This is a genomic window from Nitrosomonas sp. Nm132 (assembly GCF_900100485.1).
In the GTDB taxonomy this organism is placed as follows: Bacteria; Pseudomonadota; Gammaproteobacteria; order Burkholderiales; family Nitrosomonadaceae; genus Nitrosomonas.
Genome location: NZ_FNDH01000025.1, coordinates 1 through 16,435, shown reverse-complemented (window position 1 = coordinate 16,435; position 16,435 = coordinate 1). Strand labels below are relative to the sequence as shown.

Sequence of the window (16,435 nt, the reverse complement as noted above, 5' to 3'; positions counted from 1 at the left end):
CGTGCCAATTTATGAAATATTCGGGCTAGGGGCTTCTTATCCATTTCTGCACGACTAGACTGCCAATCATGTCCCCCTCGACATTGACCATGGTACGAAAAGTATCTAACAAACGATCAATAGGAAGCAAAATAGCGATCGCCTCGACTGGCAAACCTACTGATTGCAGCACCATCACCATCGTCACCATCCCTGCACTGGGAATGCCAGGTGCACCGATAGCCGCTAGCATAGCGGTTAAAAAAACAATCAGTTGTTGCGTGAGATCAAGTTCAACACCAACGAGATTGGCAATAAACAGAGCAGCGACGGCTTCATACAATGCAGTGCCATCCATGTTGATGGTGGCTCCCAGCGGCACGACAAAACCTGCCACATCAGGCTTAACATGCAAGTGCTGTTCCACGCAACGCAAAGTAACAGGCATCGTTGCCGCACTGGAACTCGTTGCGAAAGCAGTAATCAATGCCTCGCGCGCGCCCCTCCAGAATCTGAGAGGTGTCATCCCAGTCGTTAGATAGAGTGCAAGAGGTAGGATGACTAAACCATGGAATAAAGTTGCACCGATAACAATTACAATAAATTTAATTAGTGTAGTAAGCAGCGTAATGTCCTGAGCAACGATCAATTGCAGTAGCAATGCCATAATACCTAGCGGGGCAAGGCGCATGATCCACCCTACCAGCATCAGTATCAATTCTAAAAATTCCTTCATCAGAATGAGAATGTTGTGATATCGCTCCCCACCCACTACCATGGCAATTCCAAGCAGCAATGCAAAAATTACGATAGCAAGAATGTGACCCTCAGCAAGTGCTGCTAACGGATTCATGAATAGCGAATGCAGAAAATCAGCGAAAAAATCACGCAAAGACATCTGCTTGGCTGCAAAGCCTTGCATGGTATCCTGAAACATCGCAATCTGAAGCCCTTCTCCGGGCCGGAATACATTAGCTACTGTCAAACCAAGCATAATAGCCAATATCGTAGTCAATACAAAAAAACTGAGGGCGGCTAGCCATACCCGGTTTATCTGTTGATGCGCGCGTAAATTCGCCACACCGACAACAATGGAGGTAAACACCAATGGAACAAGTACCATTTTCAATAAATCGATAAACAAGGTACTGATCAAATTAGCGATATACAAACTATTCTGGGAAATGGAGGAATCTTGATCTAGCATGACAAGCCCCAGACCCAACAAAATACCAGCCAATGTACCCACTAGGATTTGCATATTGAGTGATATTTTCAGCATGGAAACTCCTGGCTTGTCGTTGGATGTAATACGAAGAAATTTAAATCGACTTCAATTTCAGTTTTCTACTTTTATAATACGTGTTCCAGCAAGCCGATCGTGCAGAAACTGCCGATCACGATCAAACAACGCCCATATAATTCCAAAGCCGAAGAAAGTGATGCCAATTACGGCAAAGAGGTAACGTGTAATAGCCTGGCGAGTATCGAGCTTATTTCCATCAACTGTTACCACACGCAGTTTCCAGGTCTGCATGGCCAAAGTTTGCCCACCGTGCGTCCAGAACCAGATAAAATAAATTCCTCCAACAAACAACAGGTAGAACTGAAATAGTGGTTTGAAATACACTGCTGTGGTATCACGAAACACAAAATGAAAAATAAAACTGGCAATAAACCAGACTGCAAGTAACAGCAGAAATTCATAAAGCATGCTTAATGCGCGCCGCCAGAATCGAGGAATTGAGTTCGTCATGAAAGATTATATAGGCCACACACATTGTGGTAACCTTTTCCGAGATTAATAAGAATAATAAGAAAAGCCTTCTAAAGTGGCACATTGTAAGACATTCTATATGGCCATTTCATTTTTACATCAGAAACAGAGTGGATTGTTTAGCTTCTTCCGAATATAAGAAATTCTCTATTAACAATGATTGATAATTATTATCGTTTGCGTTAATATTTTTATAGTTAATAATCTAAACCTTTTAGGTTATTGCAGATACGATAAGCGATCCCAATAAATTAAATTAACCCTCTCAGTTCATCATCCCTAAACAAGAAACGACCTGATTAGCCAATATTTCTTCTCTTGGAGGGCGTTAACTGCATGATCCGTACAAAACGCAATTCGACCATTTCATTCATCTCTCTTGCTAGCCTATTATTAGTTCTCATGGTGCATGCTGCCTTGCTCTATGGCATGTGGCATCATCGTTTACCATCTATAAGCCCGCAGGTTACACTGTTTGCCGAGTTAATTGCGCCGCCACAACCTAGAATTGAAGCACCCGAAGCGTCCAAAGTCGATTTAAAAGCAGAGCACATCCCCCCCCCTCCGGAAAAACCAAAACTTGTCAAAAAAACACCGCCGCAACCTAAACACCGCCAGCTAGCCTCGAGCTCGCCCATATTGCCTAAAGAGGAATTTATAGCTCCCCCCCCCCCAATGCCGGAACCTATCCACGACGAGGCTGAACTGGTACAAAAACAGGAAACAAAATCTGTAGCGGCCGCTCGCCCTGAGCAAATGGAGACTGGTCCTGTCACCCTTTCATCTGAATTATCGGTGTCTTGCCCAGAGCTGAGCGCACCGGATTATCCTGCTCTTTCACGCCGATTGGGTGAGGAAGGGAAGCTAATGCTACAAGTCGAACTGGATGAGTCAGGCCGTATCAGCAATACTCGGGTTATCAATAGTAGCGGTTATTCCCGGCTTGATAATGCTGCACTAGCTGCTGTAAAGAGCTGGCGTTGCAAACCTGCAGTACGTGATGGTCAACCCGTACGGGCTATCGCGTTGCAACCTTTTAATTTTGTAATCCAAGGAAATTAATGTAATGGAAGAAAATCTTGGTTTTTCTCATTTTCTGACTCAGATAGACCATGTAGGGATGGGTGTACTCATTTTATTGCTTTCCCTTTCTGTCGCTAGTTGGTACCTGATTATCACGAAGAGCATCAGTAATTTTATTGCCACTCGGCGCGCTAATGCTTTTCTGAAACATTTCTGGGAGGTTGATTCTCTCCAAGAATTGAAAATAGAAATGAAAGGTTCGTCTACTGACAATGCCTTTGCCCATCTTGCGAAATTAGCGGTAGATGTTACAGCTGGCTCACAGAAGCACGGTCTAGAAAAACTCGCTGTAACTGGGGGAACGAGCGAACTATTAACACGCACGCTGCGCAATGGTATCGATCAGGAAGCAACACGCATTGAGAATGGTCTCACTATCATCGCATCGGCTGGTTCTGCCGCTCCCTATATCGGATTGTTTGGTACCGTTTGGGGTATTTACCATGCGCTGATACAGATTGGCCTTTCTGGACAGGGAACATTGGACAAAGTTGCTGGACCAGTTGGTGAGGCGTTAATTATGACCGCGCTAGGGTTGGCTGTTGCTATTCCAGCGGTATTAGCCTATAACGCTTTTATCAGAAGGAATAGAATATGGATGGCGCGATTGGATGCATTCGCGCATGATTTATTTACAATCATTACAGTTGGCAACAAAGGTGGAGATAGTATCAAAGCATCAACTGAGGAAAATCACAATCCCCAGTTTACATCAACTGCAACAACCGTCTCAGCCCTTGAAAGGAGGCACTAATGGCTTTCGGCAGCTCAAACCGCTATCAGGGGCAGACAACGATGTCTGAAATCAATGTAGTACCCCTCGTAGATGTCATGCTCGTTTTGTTGATTATCTTCATCATCACCGCTCCATTACTCACTCATTCAGTAAAGATTGATTTACCAAAAGCATCGAGTAATCCCAATACGACCCAACCAGAGCATATTGATTTTGCCATTCGTGCTGATGGCAGTTTTTTCTGGAATGGTGAGGCAGTTACACTGGAACAGCTGGCGCCGCGCTTTACTCAATCAGCAGAAAATTCTCCCAATACTGAGCTGCATATCCGTGCTGATAAAAATACGCATTATGAGCACGTGGCGCGTATCATGAGCATAGCAGCAAAAGCTGGATTAACGAAAATTGGCTTTGTTACGGATCCAACTCTCGAATAAGAAACGATTTAAGTCTAATTTGTTAAAATACGTGCATTGTCGGTACCAATCTTCTGATTACGCTATTTGAAATGAATTCGAAGGACGCAACGCATACTCACAAAAAATTTATCCTGCCATTTATTAGCGTACTGCTGGTTATCGCTGCGAGCTTTCTAAGCTACATCATCCCACACCCCACCACTACCCGGTTATATGAAACGGCTTCTGAGCAATATCTAACTATCAAGGTCACACCAGAAATTACTATTGATTTGGATACAAATAGTTCGGTAGCCGTCAAAAAAGATGACTCCATTCAGATCGAACTCCTACGCGGAGAAGCTTATTTTGACGTGCATGCTACCCAGGAAAATGGTGACAAACTGGAAATTATTCTGGGTAATGCGCGTATCCGGAATATGGGCACGCGTTTTAGCATCAGAATGCAAAAGAATGGTGGCGATATCGCTATTGCAGAAGGTCAGATAGAACTCCAGATTGGTACTCAAACTCTGGCTATCGGCGCAGGCAGGCTGATAAACTTTGATACAACACGTATTATCAATGAAGCTATAATAGCCAGTTCAGAAATTGCTCCATGGCGACAACAAAAATAGCAGTGAATTCGCCAGCATTTTGGACGTAACATCATTAGAGAGTTTCGAGCTTAAATATGAGCAAAATGGCTCTTTATTTCATATAGGTAGAAAGCTTACAATTTTTCTGCCTCGTAAGATTACTTGTACAGCAATCACACCACATTCTTTAAGAACCAACCACTTGTGCATAGAACCTTTCTTCAATCACTCAGCATACTGGCTTTCATAGCAGACCATTACTTCGGAACTATATGCTTCCAATCAACTCACTTTTGTAGGGACTTTAGATAAACATGAATAGTTACCCCAAAGCTATCAACGACAACTTAATCAGGGTTTCCATCATGTCCTTTTTGAGTTAACATTGCCCCCCATGATCAAATATGTCTTTGTGACTGGCGGCGTAGTTTCTTCCTTAGGTAAAGGCATCGCCGCAGCTTCATTAGCGGCCCTCCTAGAATCTCGTGGTATTAAAGTAACCATGCTAAAACTGGATCCTTATATCAATGTAGATCCAGGCACGATGAATCCATTTCAGCATGGGGAAGTTTTTGTCACTGACGATGGCGCAGAAACTGACCTCGATCTAGGGCATTATGAGCGTTTCATCAGTACAAAGATGACTAAACGTAATAATTTTACGACTGGCCAAATCTATGAAAGCGTAATTCGTAAGGAGCGGCGAGGAGATTATCTTGGTGGCACAGTACAAGTCATCCCCCATATTACTGATGAAATCAAACTTTTTATCCATAATGGCGTAAATGATGCCCAGGTAGCCATTGTAGAAATTGGCGGCACCGTTGGCGATATCGAATCCTTGCCTTTCTTGGAAGCAATCAGGCAAATGGCTGTGCAGCTCCCGCGCCAAGATACCTGCTTCATTCATTTGACCTTATTACCATATATTGGATCAGCTGGAGAACTTAAAACCAAACCAACACAGCACTCAGTAAAAGAGTTAAGAGAAATTGGTATACAACCTGATGTATTGCTCTGCCGTGCCGACCGTTTGCTTCCACAAGAAGAACGACGCAAAATCGCGATGTTCACCAATGTCAAGGAAGAAGCCGTTATTTCGGCCATCGATGTCGACAGTATTTACAAAATACCTGCATTGCTGCATGAGCAAATGTTGGATGAAATCATTTGTCACAAACTGAATATTCTTGCCAAATCAGCCGATCTTTCAGTCTGGAAAAAACTGGTTCATGCCCTGGAACACCCCAAACACGAGGTCACGATTGCATTAGTAGGAAAATATGTCGATCTGACGGAATCTTATAAATCCTTATCGGAAGCACTGATACATGCGGGTATTCATACCTGCAGCAAGATAAACATATGCTATATCGATTCAGAAGATATTGAAAAAAATGGCACCGATTGTCTCCTTGGCAAGGATGCTATTCTGGTTCCAGGTGGATTTGGTAAACGTGGGGTTGAAGGAAAAATAAAGGCTATTCACTACGCTCGTGCTAACCGTATTCCCTATCTGGGCATATGCCTTGGTATGCAATTGGCTGTCGTCGAATTTGCGCGCAATGAGCTTAAAATGTCAGATGCACATAGCACGGAATTCAACCCCAATACACGCTATCCTGTTTTAGGGTTGATCACCGAGTGGCGTACACGCGAGGGCCGCATCGAGAAACGTACAGCCAAAACGGATTTAGGGGGAACCATGCGCCTGGGTGGGCAGGAATGTGTACTAAAAGAAAATTCGCTGGCGAGAGAAATTTATGGCGCAGACAAAATCATTGAACGTCATCGACATCGCTACGAAGTAAATGCAGAATTTATTCCGAAATTAGAACAAGCGGGACTACAAGTAAGTGGCTTATCTTCAGAAGAAAACTTATGTGAAATGGTCGAATTGTCACAAACTGTGCATCCCTGGTTTGTTGCCTGTCAGTTTCACCCAGAATTTACTTCTACACCTAGAATGGGACATCCCTTATTCAAAGCTTACGTTAAAGCTGCTATTGATTCTGCCAACAATCGTTCCAGCTCAGAATGAACAGTACTGATGAAATAAAAAATAGCATTTGAATCGCTACCATGCATTTTATGAATTTAATTGCTTAATTTATTAAGAGCCACCCTTTCATAAACAATCAAATCACAAAAATTAATTGGTTTGTCTATACATAAATAATTTTAACAATAATATTTAAGTTAAATCACTACAAGGAAAGTAGCATGAGTGCAATAGTGGATGTAATCGCCCGTGAAATTTTAGACTCCCGTGGCAACCCGACCATTGAAGCAGATGTATTGCTTGAGTCAGGTGTACTAGGACGCGCATCGGTTCCTTCAGGCGCATCTGTTGGCACTAAAGAGGCAGTAGAATTACGGGATGAAGACAAACAACGCTACTCAGGGAAAGGTGTATTAAAAGCCGTCGAAAACATTAATATCGAGATCTCAGAAACCATTATGGGACTTGATGCGATAGAGCAATCCTTCATTGATCAGACTCTAATCGATCTGGATGGCAGTGAAAACAAATCAAGATTAGGTGCCAACTCAATTCTAGCCGTTTCATTGGCAGTAGCCAAAGCAGCCGCCGAGGAGTCGGGCCTACCGCTATACCGCTATCTGGGAGGTGTTGGGGCAATTTCCCTGCCGGTACCCATGATGAATCTGATCAATGGCGGTGCACATGCTAATAATAATCTGAATATGCAGGAATTCATGATTATCCCATTAGGTATGCCAAGCTTTCGCGAGGCGATCCGGTGTGGTGCTGAAATTTTTAATACGCTCAAAACACTCATAAATAAAAAAAATATGCCAACAACTGTTGGTGATGAGGGGGGGTTTGCGCCCAATCTCATGAATAATGAAGAAGCGCTCAAGCTTATCGTACAAGCTATTGATCAAACGGGTTATCTACCAGGTTCTGATGTTGCAATTGGTGTAGATTGCGCAAGTTCAGAGTTTTATAAAGACGGAAAATATCATTTAGATTCGGAAGGACTCAGTTTTACCTCAACTCAATTTGCCGATTATCTTGCCAGCTGGGTAGATAAATATCCCATTATCAGCATTGAGGATGGCATGAGCGAGCATGATTGGGATGGCTGGGAGCTGCTGACCAATAAGCTAGGGAAGGTAGTGCAGCTCGTTGGGGATGATGTATTCGTCACTAATACAAACATTCTGAAAGAAGGGATTGCACGGGGTATTGCCAATTCGGTATTGATTAAAGTCAATCAGATCGGCACGCTTACCGAAACCCTGTCTGCTATCGAAACGGCTAAATGTGCCGGCTATACTGCCGTAATATCGCATCGGTCGGGAGAAACTGAAGATACCACTATTGCTGATATTGCAGTTGCCACAAACGCACTCCAAATTAAAACTGGCTCACTTTCCCGTTCTGATCGTTTGTCAAAATATAATCAGCTGCTGCGCATTGAAGAAGATCTTGGCAATATGGCTAAATATCCAGGACGGAGAGCTTACTATCAACTAAGGTAATGAAAAAACTGGCTTTCACGCTTGTTATATTGATTGCTCTGGCGCAATATCCATTATGGTATGGTAAAGGGGGCTGGCTAAATGTCTTTGAAATAGACCAGCAAGTTGCCGCACAGCGCCAGACCAATCAAAAATTACAAAATAGAAATACCGTCCTGGAAGCAGAAGTTAATGATCTCAAAAAAGGACTTGACGCCATTGAGGAACTTGCCCGGAATGAATTAGGGATGATTCGGAAAGATGAGGTTTTCTTTCAAATCCTGGAGAACAATGAAGAAAATAGCTCGCAAAGGGAAAGACAATAAGATGCACCTCTCAGTATCACACCGAATAAATAACTAATTTGCAAGCTATCTATTGCCAGCTTATCAGATCACATCCTTAGTAAACTCTTGCTTTGGGTGGAAACGATTCTACCGTCAAAGGCTTCAACCGGACTGGTTTGTAGTCAATACGTCGATCTTCTCTGAAAAACAAAGTGTGCTTAAGCCATTTGTCATCGTTCCGTTCGGGAAAGTCATCACGAGCATGCGCACCACGACTTTCACAACGAGCCTCAGCAGATACCATCGTCGCCATTGCGACCTCAATCAGATTATCAAGCTCTAATGCTTCAACGCGGGCAGTATTGAATACTTTGCTTTTATCCCTGATTTCCGTTTGCGCAACGCACCCTGCCACTTCACTGATTTTTGCTACCCCCTGCTTCAACATGTCAGCAAAGCGAAATACACCACAGTATGTCTGCATGGTTTTTCGTAGTAGCTCACCTACTTGCGCGACATTTTCTCCATTTTTCTGATTATCCAGGCGCACTAATCTCGCAAGCGATTTATCAGCGATATCATCAGGCAGTTGTTTATGGTGAGAATTATGCTTTAAATCTTCAATGATTTGATTACCTGCGGCACGGCCGAAAACAACAATATCCAGCAACGAATTAGTCCCCAGACGATTTGCCCCGTGTACAGAAACGCAGGCACACTCGCCCACCGCATAAAACCCTGGCACAACTTCTTCGGGCCCTGTTTTATAGGGCGCAACCACCTGGCCGTGGAGATTAGTAGGAATCCCCCCCATCATATAATGAGCAGTCGGTATAACAGGAATGGGTTGCTCAATGGGATCCACATGGGCGAACTTGATGGCAATCTCACGTATTCCGGGTAAGCGTGATTTGATCACCTCGGCACCAAGATGATCGAGCTTCAATAAAAGGTGATCAGCGTTTGGGCCGCAACCCCGACCTTCCTTTATTTCAGTAGTCAACGCACGCGATACCACATCACGACTGGCCAGATCCTTTGCATGGGGTGCGTAACGTTCCATGAAGCGCTCTCCATCGTTGTTGAGCAGATAACCGCCTTCTCCGCGTACGGCTTCACTGATCAGCACCCCCACACCATGCACACCAGTAGGATGAAATTGCCAGAATTCCATATCTTGCAACGGAATACCGGCACGCGCAGCCATACCCAGACCATCGCCGGTATTAATAAATGCATTGGTGCTTGCCTGAAAAATGCGCCCCGCTCCACCCGTGGCAAATAATGTCGCCCTGGCTTGAAGAATCATCATCTCGCCTGTTTCCATTTCCAGTGCTGTTACACCCAGCACATCGCCTTGCTGATCACGAATCAGGTCTAATGCTATCCACTCTACAAAAAACTGGGTATTGACATTCACATTACGCTGATAAAGTGTATGCAACATAGCATGGCCAGTGCGATCAGCCACTGCACAGGATCGTGTTGCCAACGCGTCCCCAAAATTCTGTGAATGCCCACCGAAAGGTCGCTGGTAAATTTTGCCATTTTCCAGTCGATCAAATGGCATGCCATAATGTTCGAGCTCGTAAACGACTTCGGGAGCCTGGCGGCACATGAATTCAATCGCATCTTGATCCCCCAAGTAATCGGATCCTTTTACGGTGTCATACATATGCCAATGCCAATTATCCTCGGTAACATTCCCCAGAGAGGCAGCAATACCGCCTTGTGCGGCAACGGTGTGCGAGCGCGTTGGGAAGACCTTAGACAACACGGCTACTTTTAGACCGGCTTCTGATAATTGCAATGCAGCGCGCATCCCCGCCCCGCCCGCACCAACAATAACTACATCAAATTTTCGTTTAGTGATGGCCACGTTATTTACCCCACAAAATTTCGGCAAACCAGATGAGATAGAAAAATAGTGAAATGATGACAGTTATGTGTATCGTAAGACGAATACTGGCGGTATGAATATAATCCATCAATACATTACGCACACCCACCCAGGCATGCCAGCAAAGACTTATAAAAAACAGAAAAGAAGCGATTCTCATCCACTGATTGGTAAATAGCGATTTCAATGCAGCATAATCAGAAATCTGTAAGAAAGTGGTCAGAATCACCCATAGCAATACATAGACTGCCATCAATACAGCTGTAATACGCTGAATTAGCCAATCCCGCAAGCCATAATGCGCACCCGTTATAACACGATTTATATCCTTTACCATAACAAAGCTCCAACGAGTGCTGTTAAGACAAAACCCATAATCAATACAATCTTACTACTCAAACGCGCTTGTTCCAGAGAAATGCCATAATGTAAATCTAGGGCCAGATACCGGATGCCTGCACAAAAATGATGCATAAAGAACCATATTGGCAGTAACAATGCGCACTTCACAAATGGATCATCCAGTATCAATTGGATCTTGGTAAAACCTTCGGGCGATCCCAATAGCATTTGTAAAATGTAAACTAATAATGGAATGCCTGGAAAAAATAATAACACACCGCTTATACGATGCAGGATGGAAACCTGCGCTGGCAATGGTTGCTTAATCTTAAAAAGATTTAGATGCTTTGGCCGCTTTCTTTGAAGTTTTGTTTCCATAGCGTGAGTGATGAACCATGTTGTTTTTGAAAAACTGACAACGCTAACAGATCTTTATAAAACCTAGTTTAATCTGTTATACCGTGTCATACATCGTCCAGTCAAGGTACATCACCCTATTTCAACATTTGATACTGGATGTCTATTAACCCGAATATTTCATAAATTGGCACGTGCCCTCACTTGTCTTTTGATTAATAAGAAAGATTTTGCTCAGTCGGGTGTATGAATCACTACACCCCTCCTTCTCAAAACTTCCCTATTAATCAAAATCCTGCGTGATCATCACGCGAATTTATGGAATATTCGGGTTAATGGTCTTGCTCTGCATGACTCGTTTCATACTAACAGAAATCAGCCATGCAAAAGCCTTTCATTAGATAAACTAAAAATCAAATTGCACGCGTGTCTCAAAGATATCCAGATTGGCATTATTGAAACCGGCACTGCGATGATCGGCAACTCCGGCTGTATTTATATCGAGTACATGAATATAGTTACTCATTAAACGTATGTTTGGATAAGGATACCAGTTCAGACCGAATTTTATAGTATCGGCCTTCCCTCCTCTCACGTTACCATCATTTAGGTTGATATAATCATACCCCGCAGCGATTTCCCATGCACCCCAACCGCCTTTCATATCAAAATTGCGCTGAGGCTTGATCCGTCCCCAAGCTCCCGTTTCCTTACGGTAAGACCGTGACTCACCAGTTAAGAAATAGCTTGCATAGCCATAATAGCCAAATAGCGATTCACCGCTATAGCCTGTACCATGGACATCCGTCTGGATATATTCACCCTGCAAGGAAAAAGGACCATATACTAAAGCCATTTCAGCGCCAAAGCGATTGTAGTTATCGATGATGCGTGAACCAGGAACACCTTTTACTCCTCTGGTCAAATTACTGGTATTCAAGACATTGGTACGATCTACGTTTGCTCCAGGAAAAGCGGCAAATGACATACCGCCATTATTGAAATCGCCGTCGCCTTGAAATTGGCTATTCACGACCGTATGACCTCCTGACCCACCTATATGCAAAAATTTGCTATCACTTTCCTTCCAGGGCAGAAACGAGATCCTGCCTATCACCTCCCAACTGGTATCGCCTGATCCATTATTACGGCTGTTATTACCATTGGGATTCACAGAAGTAGCTGCTGATGACCAACTACCTACTGGCTCGGTCTGGAAAGCGAGCCCGACTTGATAGCGCTCTTCTGCCCAGTTAGCCCCGATACCGGTTTTATAGGTATTAGGGTTATCAACAAAAGTATTGACGATCATATTCCGCTCTATGAAGGTAAGAAAGCGGTTACTGGTAGCCTCCTCCAGACTGAACGGCTCTTTGAATGAACCCACCTTGATCGAGAAGGGACTGCCAGGATAAGTCCACCGCAGGAAAGCATCGGTAATCCCCGAAGTGACTGAACCGTTACCACGACTGAAATCATACTCAAACTTGTAAAACCAGTCCTTATAGACCGTCCCTTCAACCCCTAAACGGGCACGACGGATATTCGCTCCGCTATTTAATTCATTGGGTGTTGAGTTACCCGTAGCAGGTAAGACGTCATTAGTAATATTGTATTGGGAATCGACTTGAACACGGCCATCGATACCTGCAGTAAAGTTGCCATCAGCAGATTCAAAATGCAGTCCGGGCCCATACTTTACTTTAACTTTCTCGGTATCCTTGACACGTTCTTCCAAGGCTGTAATCGCATTGGTTTTTTGCTCCAGTTCTTCACGAATTGCAGTTATCTCAGCAGAACTAGCAGGCGCTGCTTGTGCAGCAGGCTCAGGTACCACTGCTGGAATGCTCGTTTGCTTATCTTCAACACGCTCAAATGAACCCAAGCGCGTCCGACCCGGTCCAGGCTCGGCATAAATTTGCTTGGTTTTAGTGTCAACGTAGAGTTCCAGCGCTATCGCGTTTGAAGTAACCCCCGCACCCAATGCAAGTGAAAAGGTAAAAGCCTGTTTGATTAATTTCATATTCTGTCCCAAATAATTGTCAGCAATTGGGACAGAATGTTAGAGGAGCTATATTACAGATTTATGACATACATGACATTTTTGTGTCATTTCTATGACAAAATTCAACAGATTGAAAATTACTTTCTACCAAAAAGCTCGGTGGAGAGATAAAATATTCTAGAAGAACAAGCGCTTCAACTCCATTCCGGGATCGTCAGCGCGCATGAATGCTTCCCCTACCAAGAAAGTATGCACTTGATGCGCACGCATCAAAGCGACATCATCAGGAGTCTTGATACCACTCTCAGTAACGACGATTTTCTCCGTTGGAATACGTTCGATCAATTGTAAAGTGGTATCCAGACGCGTCTCAAAAGTACGTAAATTCCGATTGTTAATACCGATCAAAGGGGTGGTCAGCTGCAAGGCGAGATCAAGTTCATCTGCATCATGCACTTCAACCAGTACCGCCATACCGAGCGTATGTGCCAGTGATTCAAGTTGACGCATTCGGGTAAGGGGATCGGCTGCGTGCTTCCTATCGGGATAAGGAAACAGCAGGAAAGCGGAGACAATCAACAGGATACAATCCGCGCCCATGGCGCGGGCCTCGAATACCTGATAATCATCCAGCATGAAATCCTTACGTAATACCGGCAACTCACAGGCAGCGCGCGCCTGTTTTAAATAATCCGCGCTCCCCATGAAAAACTGCCTGTCAGTCAGAATAGAAAGGCAAGCCGCACCCTGTCTGGCATAGCTTGCGGCAATCGCGGCCGGATCAAAGCCTTCGGTCACTGCATCGAGCGTATTCCCCATGGTCAAGTCAGAAGGTGTCGTCGATGACTGTACCACCCGCCCACGCAACAACCCCTTGCTTGGGCTCGCCTGTTTTATTTCAGCGATCACGGCAGGCAAGTCCTGATCAATTTTGCTACGGATAGCACCAACAAAATCGCGTGGCGTGATCGCTGCCTGAGCTTCTGCCTCCATCGCTGCCAACGGTTTCAATGCTTGGGCAGCCGCCACTTCCTGCGCCTTGACGGTAAGAATTTTATTGAGAATATCGGACATGCTTAAATCCTAGTTACTTTTATGATTGGAAAATGCGATTAATTCCTGCATTTTTTTCATCGCCGCGCCACTGGCGAGAATACTGCGTGCTTTCTCAACGCCTTCAACAAGCGATGCGGTGATTCCTGCCACATAAATGGCAGCGCCTGCATTCAGCAGAACAATATCTCTGGCTGGCCCAGCCTGATTGTCCAGCACGGATAGCAGCATTTCTTTAGCGTGGGTTAGATCGGAGACTTTAATGGTTTCAATCGGCGCACTGGCAATACCAAAATCCTCTGGCTGGATCGTATATTCATAGATTTCCCCCTGCTTAAGCTCGCCCACCCTCGTCTCCCCGGTAATGGTGATTTCATCCAGACCATCATAGCCGTGGACAACCATGACATGATGGCTGCCGAGGCGCTGTAACACGCGGGTAATGATACTGACCAGCCGGGCGTCAAATACGCCCAGTAGCTGATTCCTGGCACCGGCGGGGTTGGTAAGCGGCCCCAGGATATTGAATAATGTGCGCACACCCAATTCACGGCGAACCGGAGCAGCATGTTTCATGGCATTATGAAAATTCGGCGCAAACATGAAGCCGACACCGATTTGATCGATCGATTTTGCAATTTGCTGAGGCGTTTGATTCAAGTTGATCCCCACCGCTTCGAGCACATCCGCACTGCCCGATTTACTGGAAACCGAACGTCCGCCATGTTTGGCCACCTGCGCGCCGGCTGCAGCGGCGACAAAGGTGGACGCAGTCGATACATTGAAGGTATGAGAAGTATCGCCACCTGTTCCGCAGGTATCGACCAGATGAGTCAAATCAGATACGTCAACCCGGCTGGCAAATTCACGCATCACCTGCGCTGCGGCAGCGATCTCATCGATAGTTTCTTTTTTTACGCGCAAACCAGTGATGATGGCAGCAATCATCACTGGTGACAGTTCGCCAGACATGACTTGCCGCATCAGCGTCAGCATATCATCGTACGGAATTTCCCGATGCTCGATCAGGCGAATCAATATCTCTTGTGGATTCACTGATTAAATTGCTTGATGAAAGGATTGGATGTCTGGCTGTTACCCGCCAACCAGAAAATTTTTGAGTAATTCGTGACCATGCTCGCTCAGAATTGATTCCGGGTGAAACTGCACCCCCTCGATCGGCAGGGTTTTATGGCGCACGCCCATAATTTCACCATCTTCCGTCCAGGCAGTAATCTCCAGACAATCCGGCAAGCTATCGCGATCGATTACGAGAGAATGATAGCGCGTCGCAATAAAAGGATTGGGCAAGCCCCGAAACACCCCGACATCATGATGAAAAATCGGAGAGGTCTTGCCATGCATCAGCTGTTTGGCGTGAATAATCCGGCCACCGAACGCCTGCCCGATGCTCTGATGACCCAGGCATACCCCCAGCGTCGGAACCTGCCCACCATAATCTCTAAGCAGTGGTAAGGAAATCCCCGCTTCATTGGGCGTGCATGGGCCCGGTGAAATGACAATCCTGTCAGGATGAAGCTGCTTAATGCGCTCCAGCGTTATTTCATCATTACGGAAAACCTCGACGTCCTCCCCCAATTCACCAAAATATTGCACCAGGTTATAGGTGAAAGAATCGTAATTGTCGATCATCAGCAGCATTTTTTATATCAATGAAACCAAGTAATAATGTTCGTAACCAGCAAGCACAGATTATCTTACTCGGGATGATTTTATCACGGAATCAATCGTCAACTGGCTAAATACCCCTCTACGCCAGCGGTGATAGTTCCCAGCTATCAAGCCGCCCACTTGCGCCCCTGGCTTGCATAGTCAAGCATCATGTCGAATACGTTATCGCATTTCTCTTTGAATACAATACGATCAAAGCTATCGGGCAGACTCTGATCCAGCACTTGCTCCACCGTCGCCTGCACCACTTTTCTGCTTTGTGAATCCCGGTACCAATCCTGCACCAATACTTTCGGAGGTTGATTAAGGAGGCGATGCAGCAACGATCTTGCCGCGAGTTTGACTTTCTTGGTTTCCTCCTGCGTCATCTTGTCTTTTTTGAGTAAATCGAACAACTCCAGCTCATCTTTCGTCAATCCCTCGCGTATAGGCCGCTCGTCTTCATCTTTCATCGCCTGGGTGAATTTCATCAGCTCATCGAAGTAATGCTCATTCGAAGAGCCTCCCGCGTTATAGGTGTCGATAATCTGCTGCAGCCGTTGCGCAAAATCGGTGCGGGTACGGTTTTCCTGAAGCATCTGATCCAGCTTCAGACCACCTGATCCCGACGATTTTAAGATGACCCCAATTTAAAGATCAGACGAAATCCAGATCGAGGAAAGAAGGTTTCAGTAGCATTGAGCTCCTCGCAAAGCTTAGCGATGACCTCATCAGTATGTGCGCGTGCGCTGTGGTGCAAAC

The 16,435-nt window shown here is 45.1% G+C and carries 17 protein-coding genes; 7 read left to right on the top strand and 10 right to left on the bottom strand.

Annotated features, from left to right (window positions below; translation table 11 throughout):
* Nucleotides 1-25: 25 nt before the first annotated feature.
* Nucleotides 26-1,261, bottom strand: coding sequence for a dicarboxylate/amino acid:cation symporter (locus BLP80_RS09785; RefSeq protein ID WP_090542763.1), 1,236 nt, complete (start codon nucleotides 1,259-1,261; stop codon nucleotides 26-28).
* Nucleotides 1,262-1,318: 57 nt separating this feature from the next.
* Nucleotides 1,319-1,735 carry an RDD family protein gene (locus BLP80_RS09780; protein ID WP_090542761.1) on the bottom strand — a complete coding sequence of 139 codons (417 nt, stop codon included), beginning with the start codon at nucleotides 1,733-1,735 and terminating at the stop codon, nucleotides 1,319-1,321.
* 357 nt (nucleotides 1,736-2,092) lie between these two features.
* On the opposite strand from BLP80_RS09780, the gene BLP80_RS09775 reads away from it, so the two are divergent.
* The 7 genes from BLP80_RS09775 to ftsB all read left to right on the top strand — a co-directional run bounded on the left by BLP80_RS09775 (nucleotide 2,093) and on the right by ftsB (nucleotide 8,384).
* On the top strand, nucleotides 2,093-2,818 hold the full coding sequence (locus tag BLP80_RS09775) for an energy transducer TonB (protein ID WP_090542759.1): 726 nt from the start codon (nucleotides 2,093-2,095) through the stop codon (nucleotides 2,816-2,818).
* Between the two features lie 4 nt (nucleotides 2,819-2,822).
* A complete protein-coding gene (locus BLP80_RS09770; RefSeq protein WP_090542757.1) occupies nucleotides 2,823-3,593 on the top strand; it encodes a MotA/TolQ/ExbB proton channel family protein in 771 nt (256 codons plus the stop codon).
* A complete protein-coding gene (locus BLP80_RS09765; protein WP_090542754.1) occupies nucleotides 3,593-4,012 on the top strand; it encodes an ExbD/TolR family protein in 420 nt (139 codons plus the stop codon). The genes BLP80_RS09770 and BLP80_RS09765 overlap by 1 nt, the downstream gene beginning before the upstream one ends.
* A gap of 71 nt (nucleotides 4,013-4,083) precedes the next feature.
* Entirely contained in the window at nucleotides 4,084-4,611 is a 528-nt protein-coding gene (locus tag BLP80_RS09760) for a FecR domain-containing protein (protein WP_090542752.1), read from the top strand.
* A gap of 355 nt (nucleotides 4,612-4,966) precedes the next feature.
* Complete coding sequence (locus BLP80_RS09755; RefSeq protein WP_090542750.1) at nucleotides 4,967-6,613, top strand: CTP synthase; 1,647 nt, start codon at nucleotides 4,967-4,969, stop codon at nucleotides 6,611-6,613.
* Nucleotides 6,614-6,795: 182 nt separating this feature from the next.
* Nucleotides 6,796-8,079, top strand: a complete 1,284-nt coding sequence (gene eno, locus BLP80_RS09750) for a phosphopyruvate hydratase (RefSeq protein ID WP_090542748.1) — start codon at nucleotides 6,796-6,798, stop codon at nucleotides 8,077-8,079.
* Nucleotides 8,079-8,384, top strand: a complete 306-nt coding sequence (gene ftsB / locus BLP80_RS09745) for a cell division protein FtsB (protein ID WP_090542747.1) — start codon at nucleotides 8,079-8,081, stop codon at nucleotides 8,382-8,384. The genes eno and ftsB overlap by 1 nt, the downstream gene beginning before the upstream one ends.
* A 76-nt stretch (nucleotides 8,385-8,460) precedes the next feature.
* Here ftsB and sdhA read toward each other — a convergent pair whose 3' ends face one another.
* The 8 genes from sdhA to BLP80_RS09705 form a co-directional block, all read right to left on the bottom strand.
* A complete protein-coding gene (gene sdhA, locus BLP80_RS09740; protein ID WP_090542745.1) occupies nucleotides 8,461-10,224 on the bottom strand; it encodes a succinate dehydrogenase flavoprotein subunit in 1,764 nt (587 codons plus the stop codon).
* A gap of 1 nt (nucleotide 10,225) precedes the next feature.
* A complete protein-coding gene (sdhD, locus tag BLP80_RS09735; protein ID WP_090542743.1) occupies nucleotides 10,226-10,582 on the bottom strand; it encodes a succinate dehydrogenase, hydrophobic membrane anchor protein in 357 nt (118 codons plus the stop codon).
* Complete coding sequence (gene sdhC / locus BLP80_RS09730) at nucleotides 10,576-10,965, bottom strand: succinate dehydrogenase, cytochrome b556 subunit (RefSeq protein WP_090542741.1); 390 nt, start codon at nucleotides 10,963-10,965, stop codon at nucleotides 10,576-10,578. Before sdhC ends, sdhD begins: the two co-directional genes overlap by 7 nt.
* Nucleotides 10,966-11,350: 385 nt before the next feature.
* Nucleotides 11,351-12,967 (bottom strand): OprO/OprP family phosphate-selective porin, encoded by a 1,617-nt coding sequence (locus tag BLP80_RS09725; protein WP_090542739.1) that lies wholly within the window; start codon nucleotides 12,965-12,967, stop codon nucleotides 11,351-11,353.
* Between the two features lie 159 nt (nucleotides 12,968-13,126).
* Nucleotides 13,127-14,023, bottom strand: a complete 897-nt coding sequence (locus BLP80_RS09720) for an indole-3-glycerol phosphate synthase TrpC (protein WP_090542737.1) — start codon at nucleotides 14,021-14,023, stop codon at nucleotides 13,127-13,129.
* 9 nt (nucleotides 14,024-14,032) lie between these two features.
* A complete protein-coding gene (gene trpD / locus BLP80_RS09715) occupies nucleotides 14,033-15,058 on the bottom strand; it encodes an anthranilate phosphoribosyltransferase (RefSeq protein ID WP_090542735.1) in 1,026 nt (341 codons plus the stop codon).
* A gap of 39 nt (nucleotides 15,059-15,097) precedes the next feature.
* Nucleotides 15,098-15,664 (bottom strand): anthranilate synthase component II, encoded by a 567-nt coding sequence (locus tag BLP80_RS09710; RefSeq protein WP_090542733.1) that lies wholly within the window; start codon nucleotides 15,662-15,664, stop codon nucleotides 15,098-15,100.
* 137 nt (nucleotides 15,665-15,801) lie between these two features.
* Nucleotides 15,802-16,272, bottom strand: a complete 471-nt coding sequence (locus tag BLP80_RS09705; protein WP_090542730.1) for a type I restriction enzyme endonuclease domain-containing protein — start codon at nucleotides 16,270-16,272, stop codon at nucleotides 15,802-15,804.
* Nucleotides 16,273-16,435 lie beyond the last annotated feature (163 nt).

Bases quoted from the DNA above. Each gene is read 5' to 3' on its own strand.
- BLP80_RS09785 (WP_090542763.1), bottom strand. From the start codon at position 1,261: ATGCTGAAAATATCACTCAATATGCAAATCCTAGTGGGTACATTGGCT.
- BLP80_RS09780 (WP_090542761.1), bottom strand. From the start codon at position 1,735: ATGACGAACTCAATTCCTCGATTCTGGCGGCGCGCATTAAGCATGCTT.
- BLP80_RS09775 (WP_090542759.1), top strand. From the start codon at position 2,093: ATGATCCGTACAAAACGCAATTCGACCATTTCATTCATCTCTCTTGCT.
- BLP80_RS09770 (WP_090542757.1), top strand. From the start codon at position 2,823: ATGGAAGAAAATCTTGGTTTTTCTCATTTTCTGACTCAGATAGACCAT.
- BLP80_RS09765 (WP_090542754.1), top strand. From the start codon at position 3,593: ATGGCTTTCGGCAGCTCAAACCGCTATCAGGGGCAGACAACGATGTCT.
- BLP80_RS09760 (WP_090542752.1), top strand. From the start codon at position 4,084: ATGAATTCGAAGGACGCAACGCATACTCACAAAAAATTTATCCTGCCA.
- BLP80_RS09755 (WP_090542750.1), top strand. From the start codon at position 4,967: ATGATCAAATATGTCTTTGTGACTGGCGGCGTAGTTTCTTCCTTAGGT.
- eno (WP_090542748.1), top strand. From the start codon at position 6,796: ATGAGTGCAATAGTGGATGTAATCGCCCGTGAAATTTTAGACTCCCGT.
- ftsB (WP_090542747.1), top strand. From the start codon at position 8,079: ATGAAAAAACTGGCTTTCACGCTTGTTATATTGATTGCTCTGGCGCAA.
- sdhD (WP_090542743.1), bottom strand. From the start codon at position 10,582: ATGGTAAAGGATATAAATCGTGTTATAACGGGTGCGCATTATGGCTTG.
- sdhC (WP_090542741.1), bottom strand. From the start codon at position 10,965: ATGGAAACAAAACTTCAAAGAAAGCGGCCAAAGCATCTAAATCTTTTT.
- BLP80_RS09725 (WP_090542739.1), bottom strand. From the start codon at position 12,967: ATGAAATTAATCAAACAGGCTTTTACCTTTTCACTTGCATTGGGTGCG.
- BLP80_RS09720 (WP_090542737.1), bottom strand. From the start codon at position 14,023: ATGTCCGATATTCTCAATAAAATTCTTACCGTCAAGGCGCAGGAAGTG.
- BLP80_RS09710 (WP_090542733.1), bottom strand. From the start codon at position 15,664: ATGCTGCTGATGATCGACAATTACGATTCTTTCACCTATAACCTGGTG.
- BLP80_RS09705 (WP_090542730.1), bottom strand. From the start codon at position 16,272: ATGCTTCAGGAAAACCGTACCCGCACCGATTTTGCGCAACGGCTGCAG.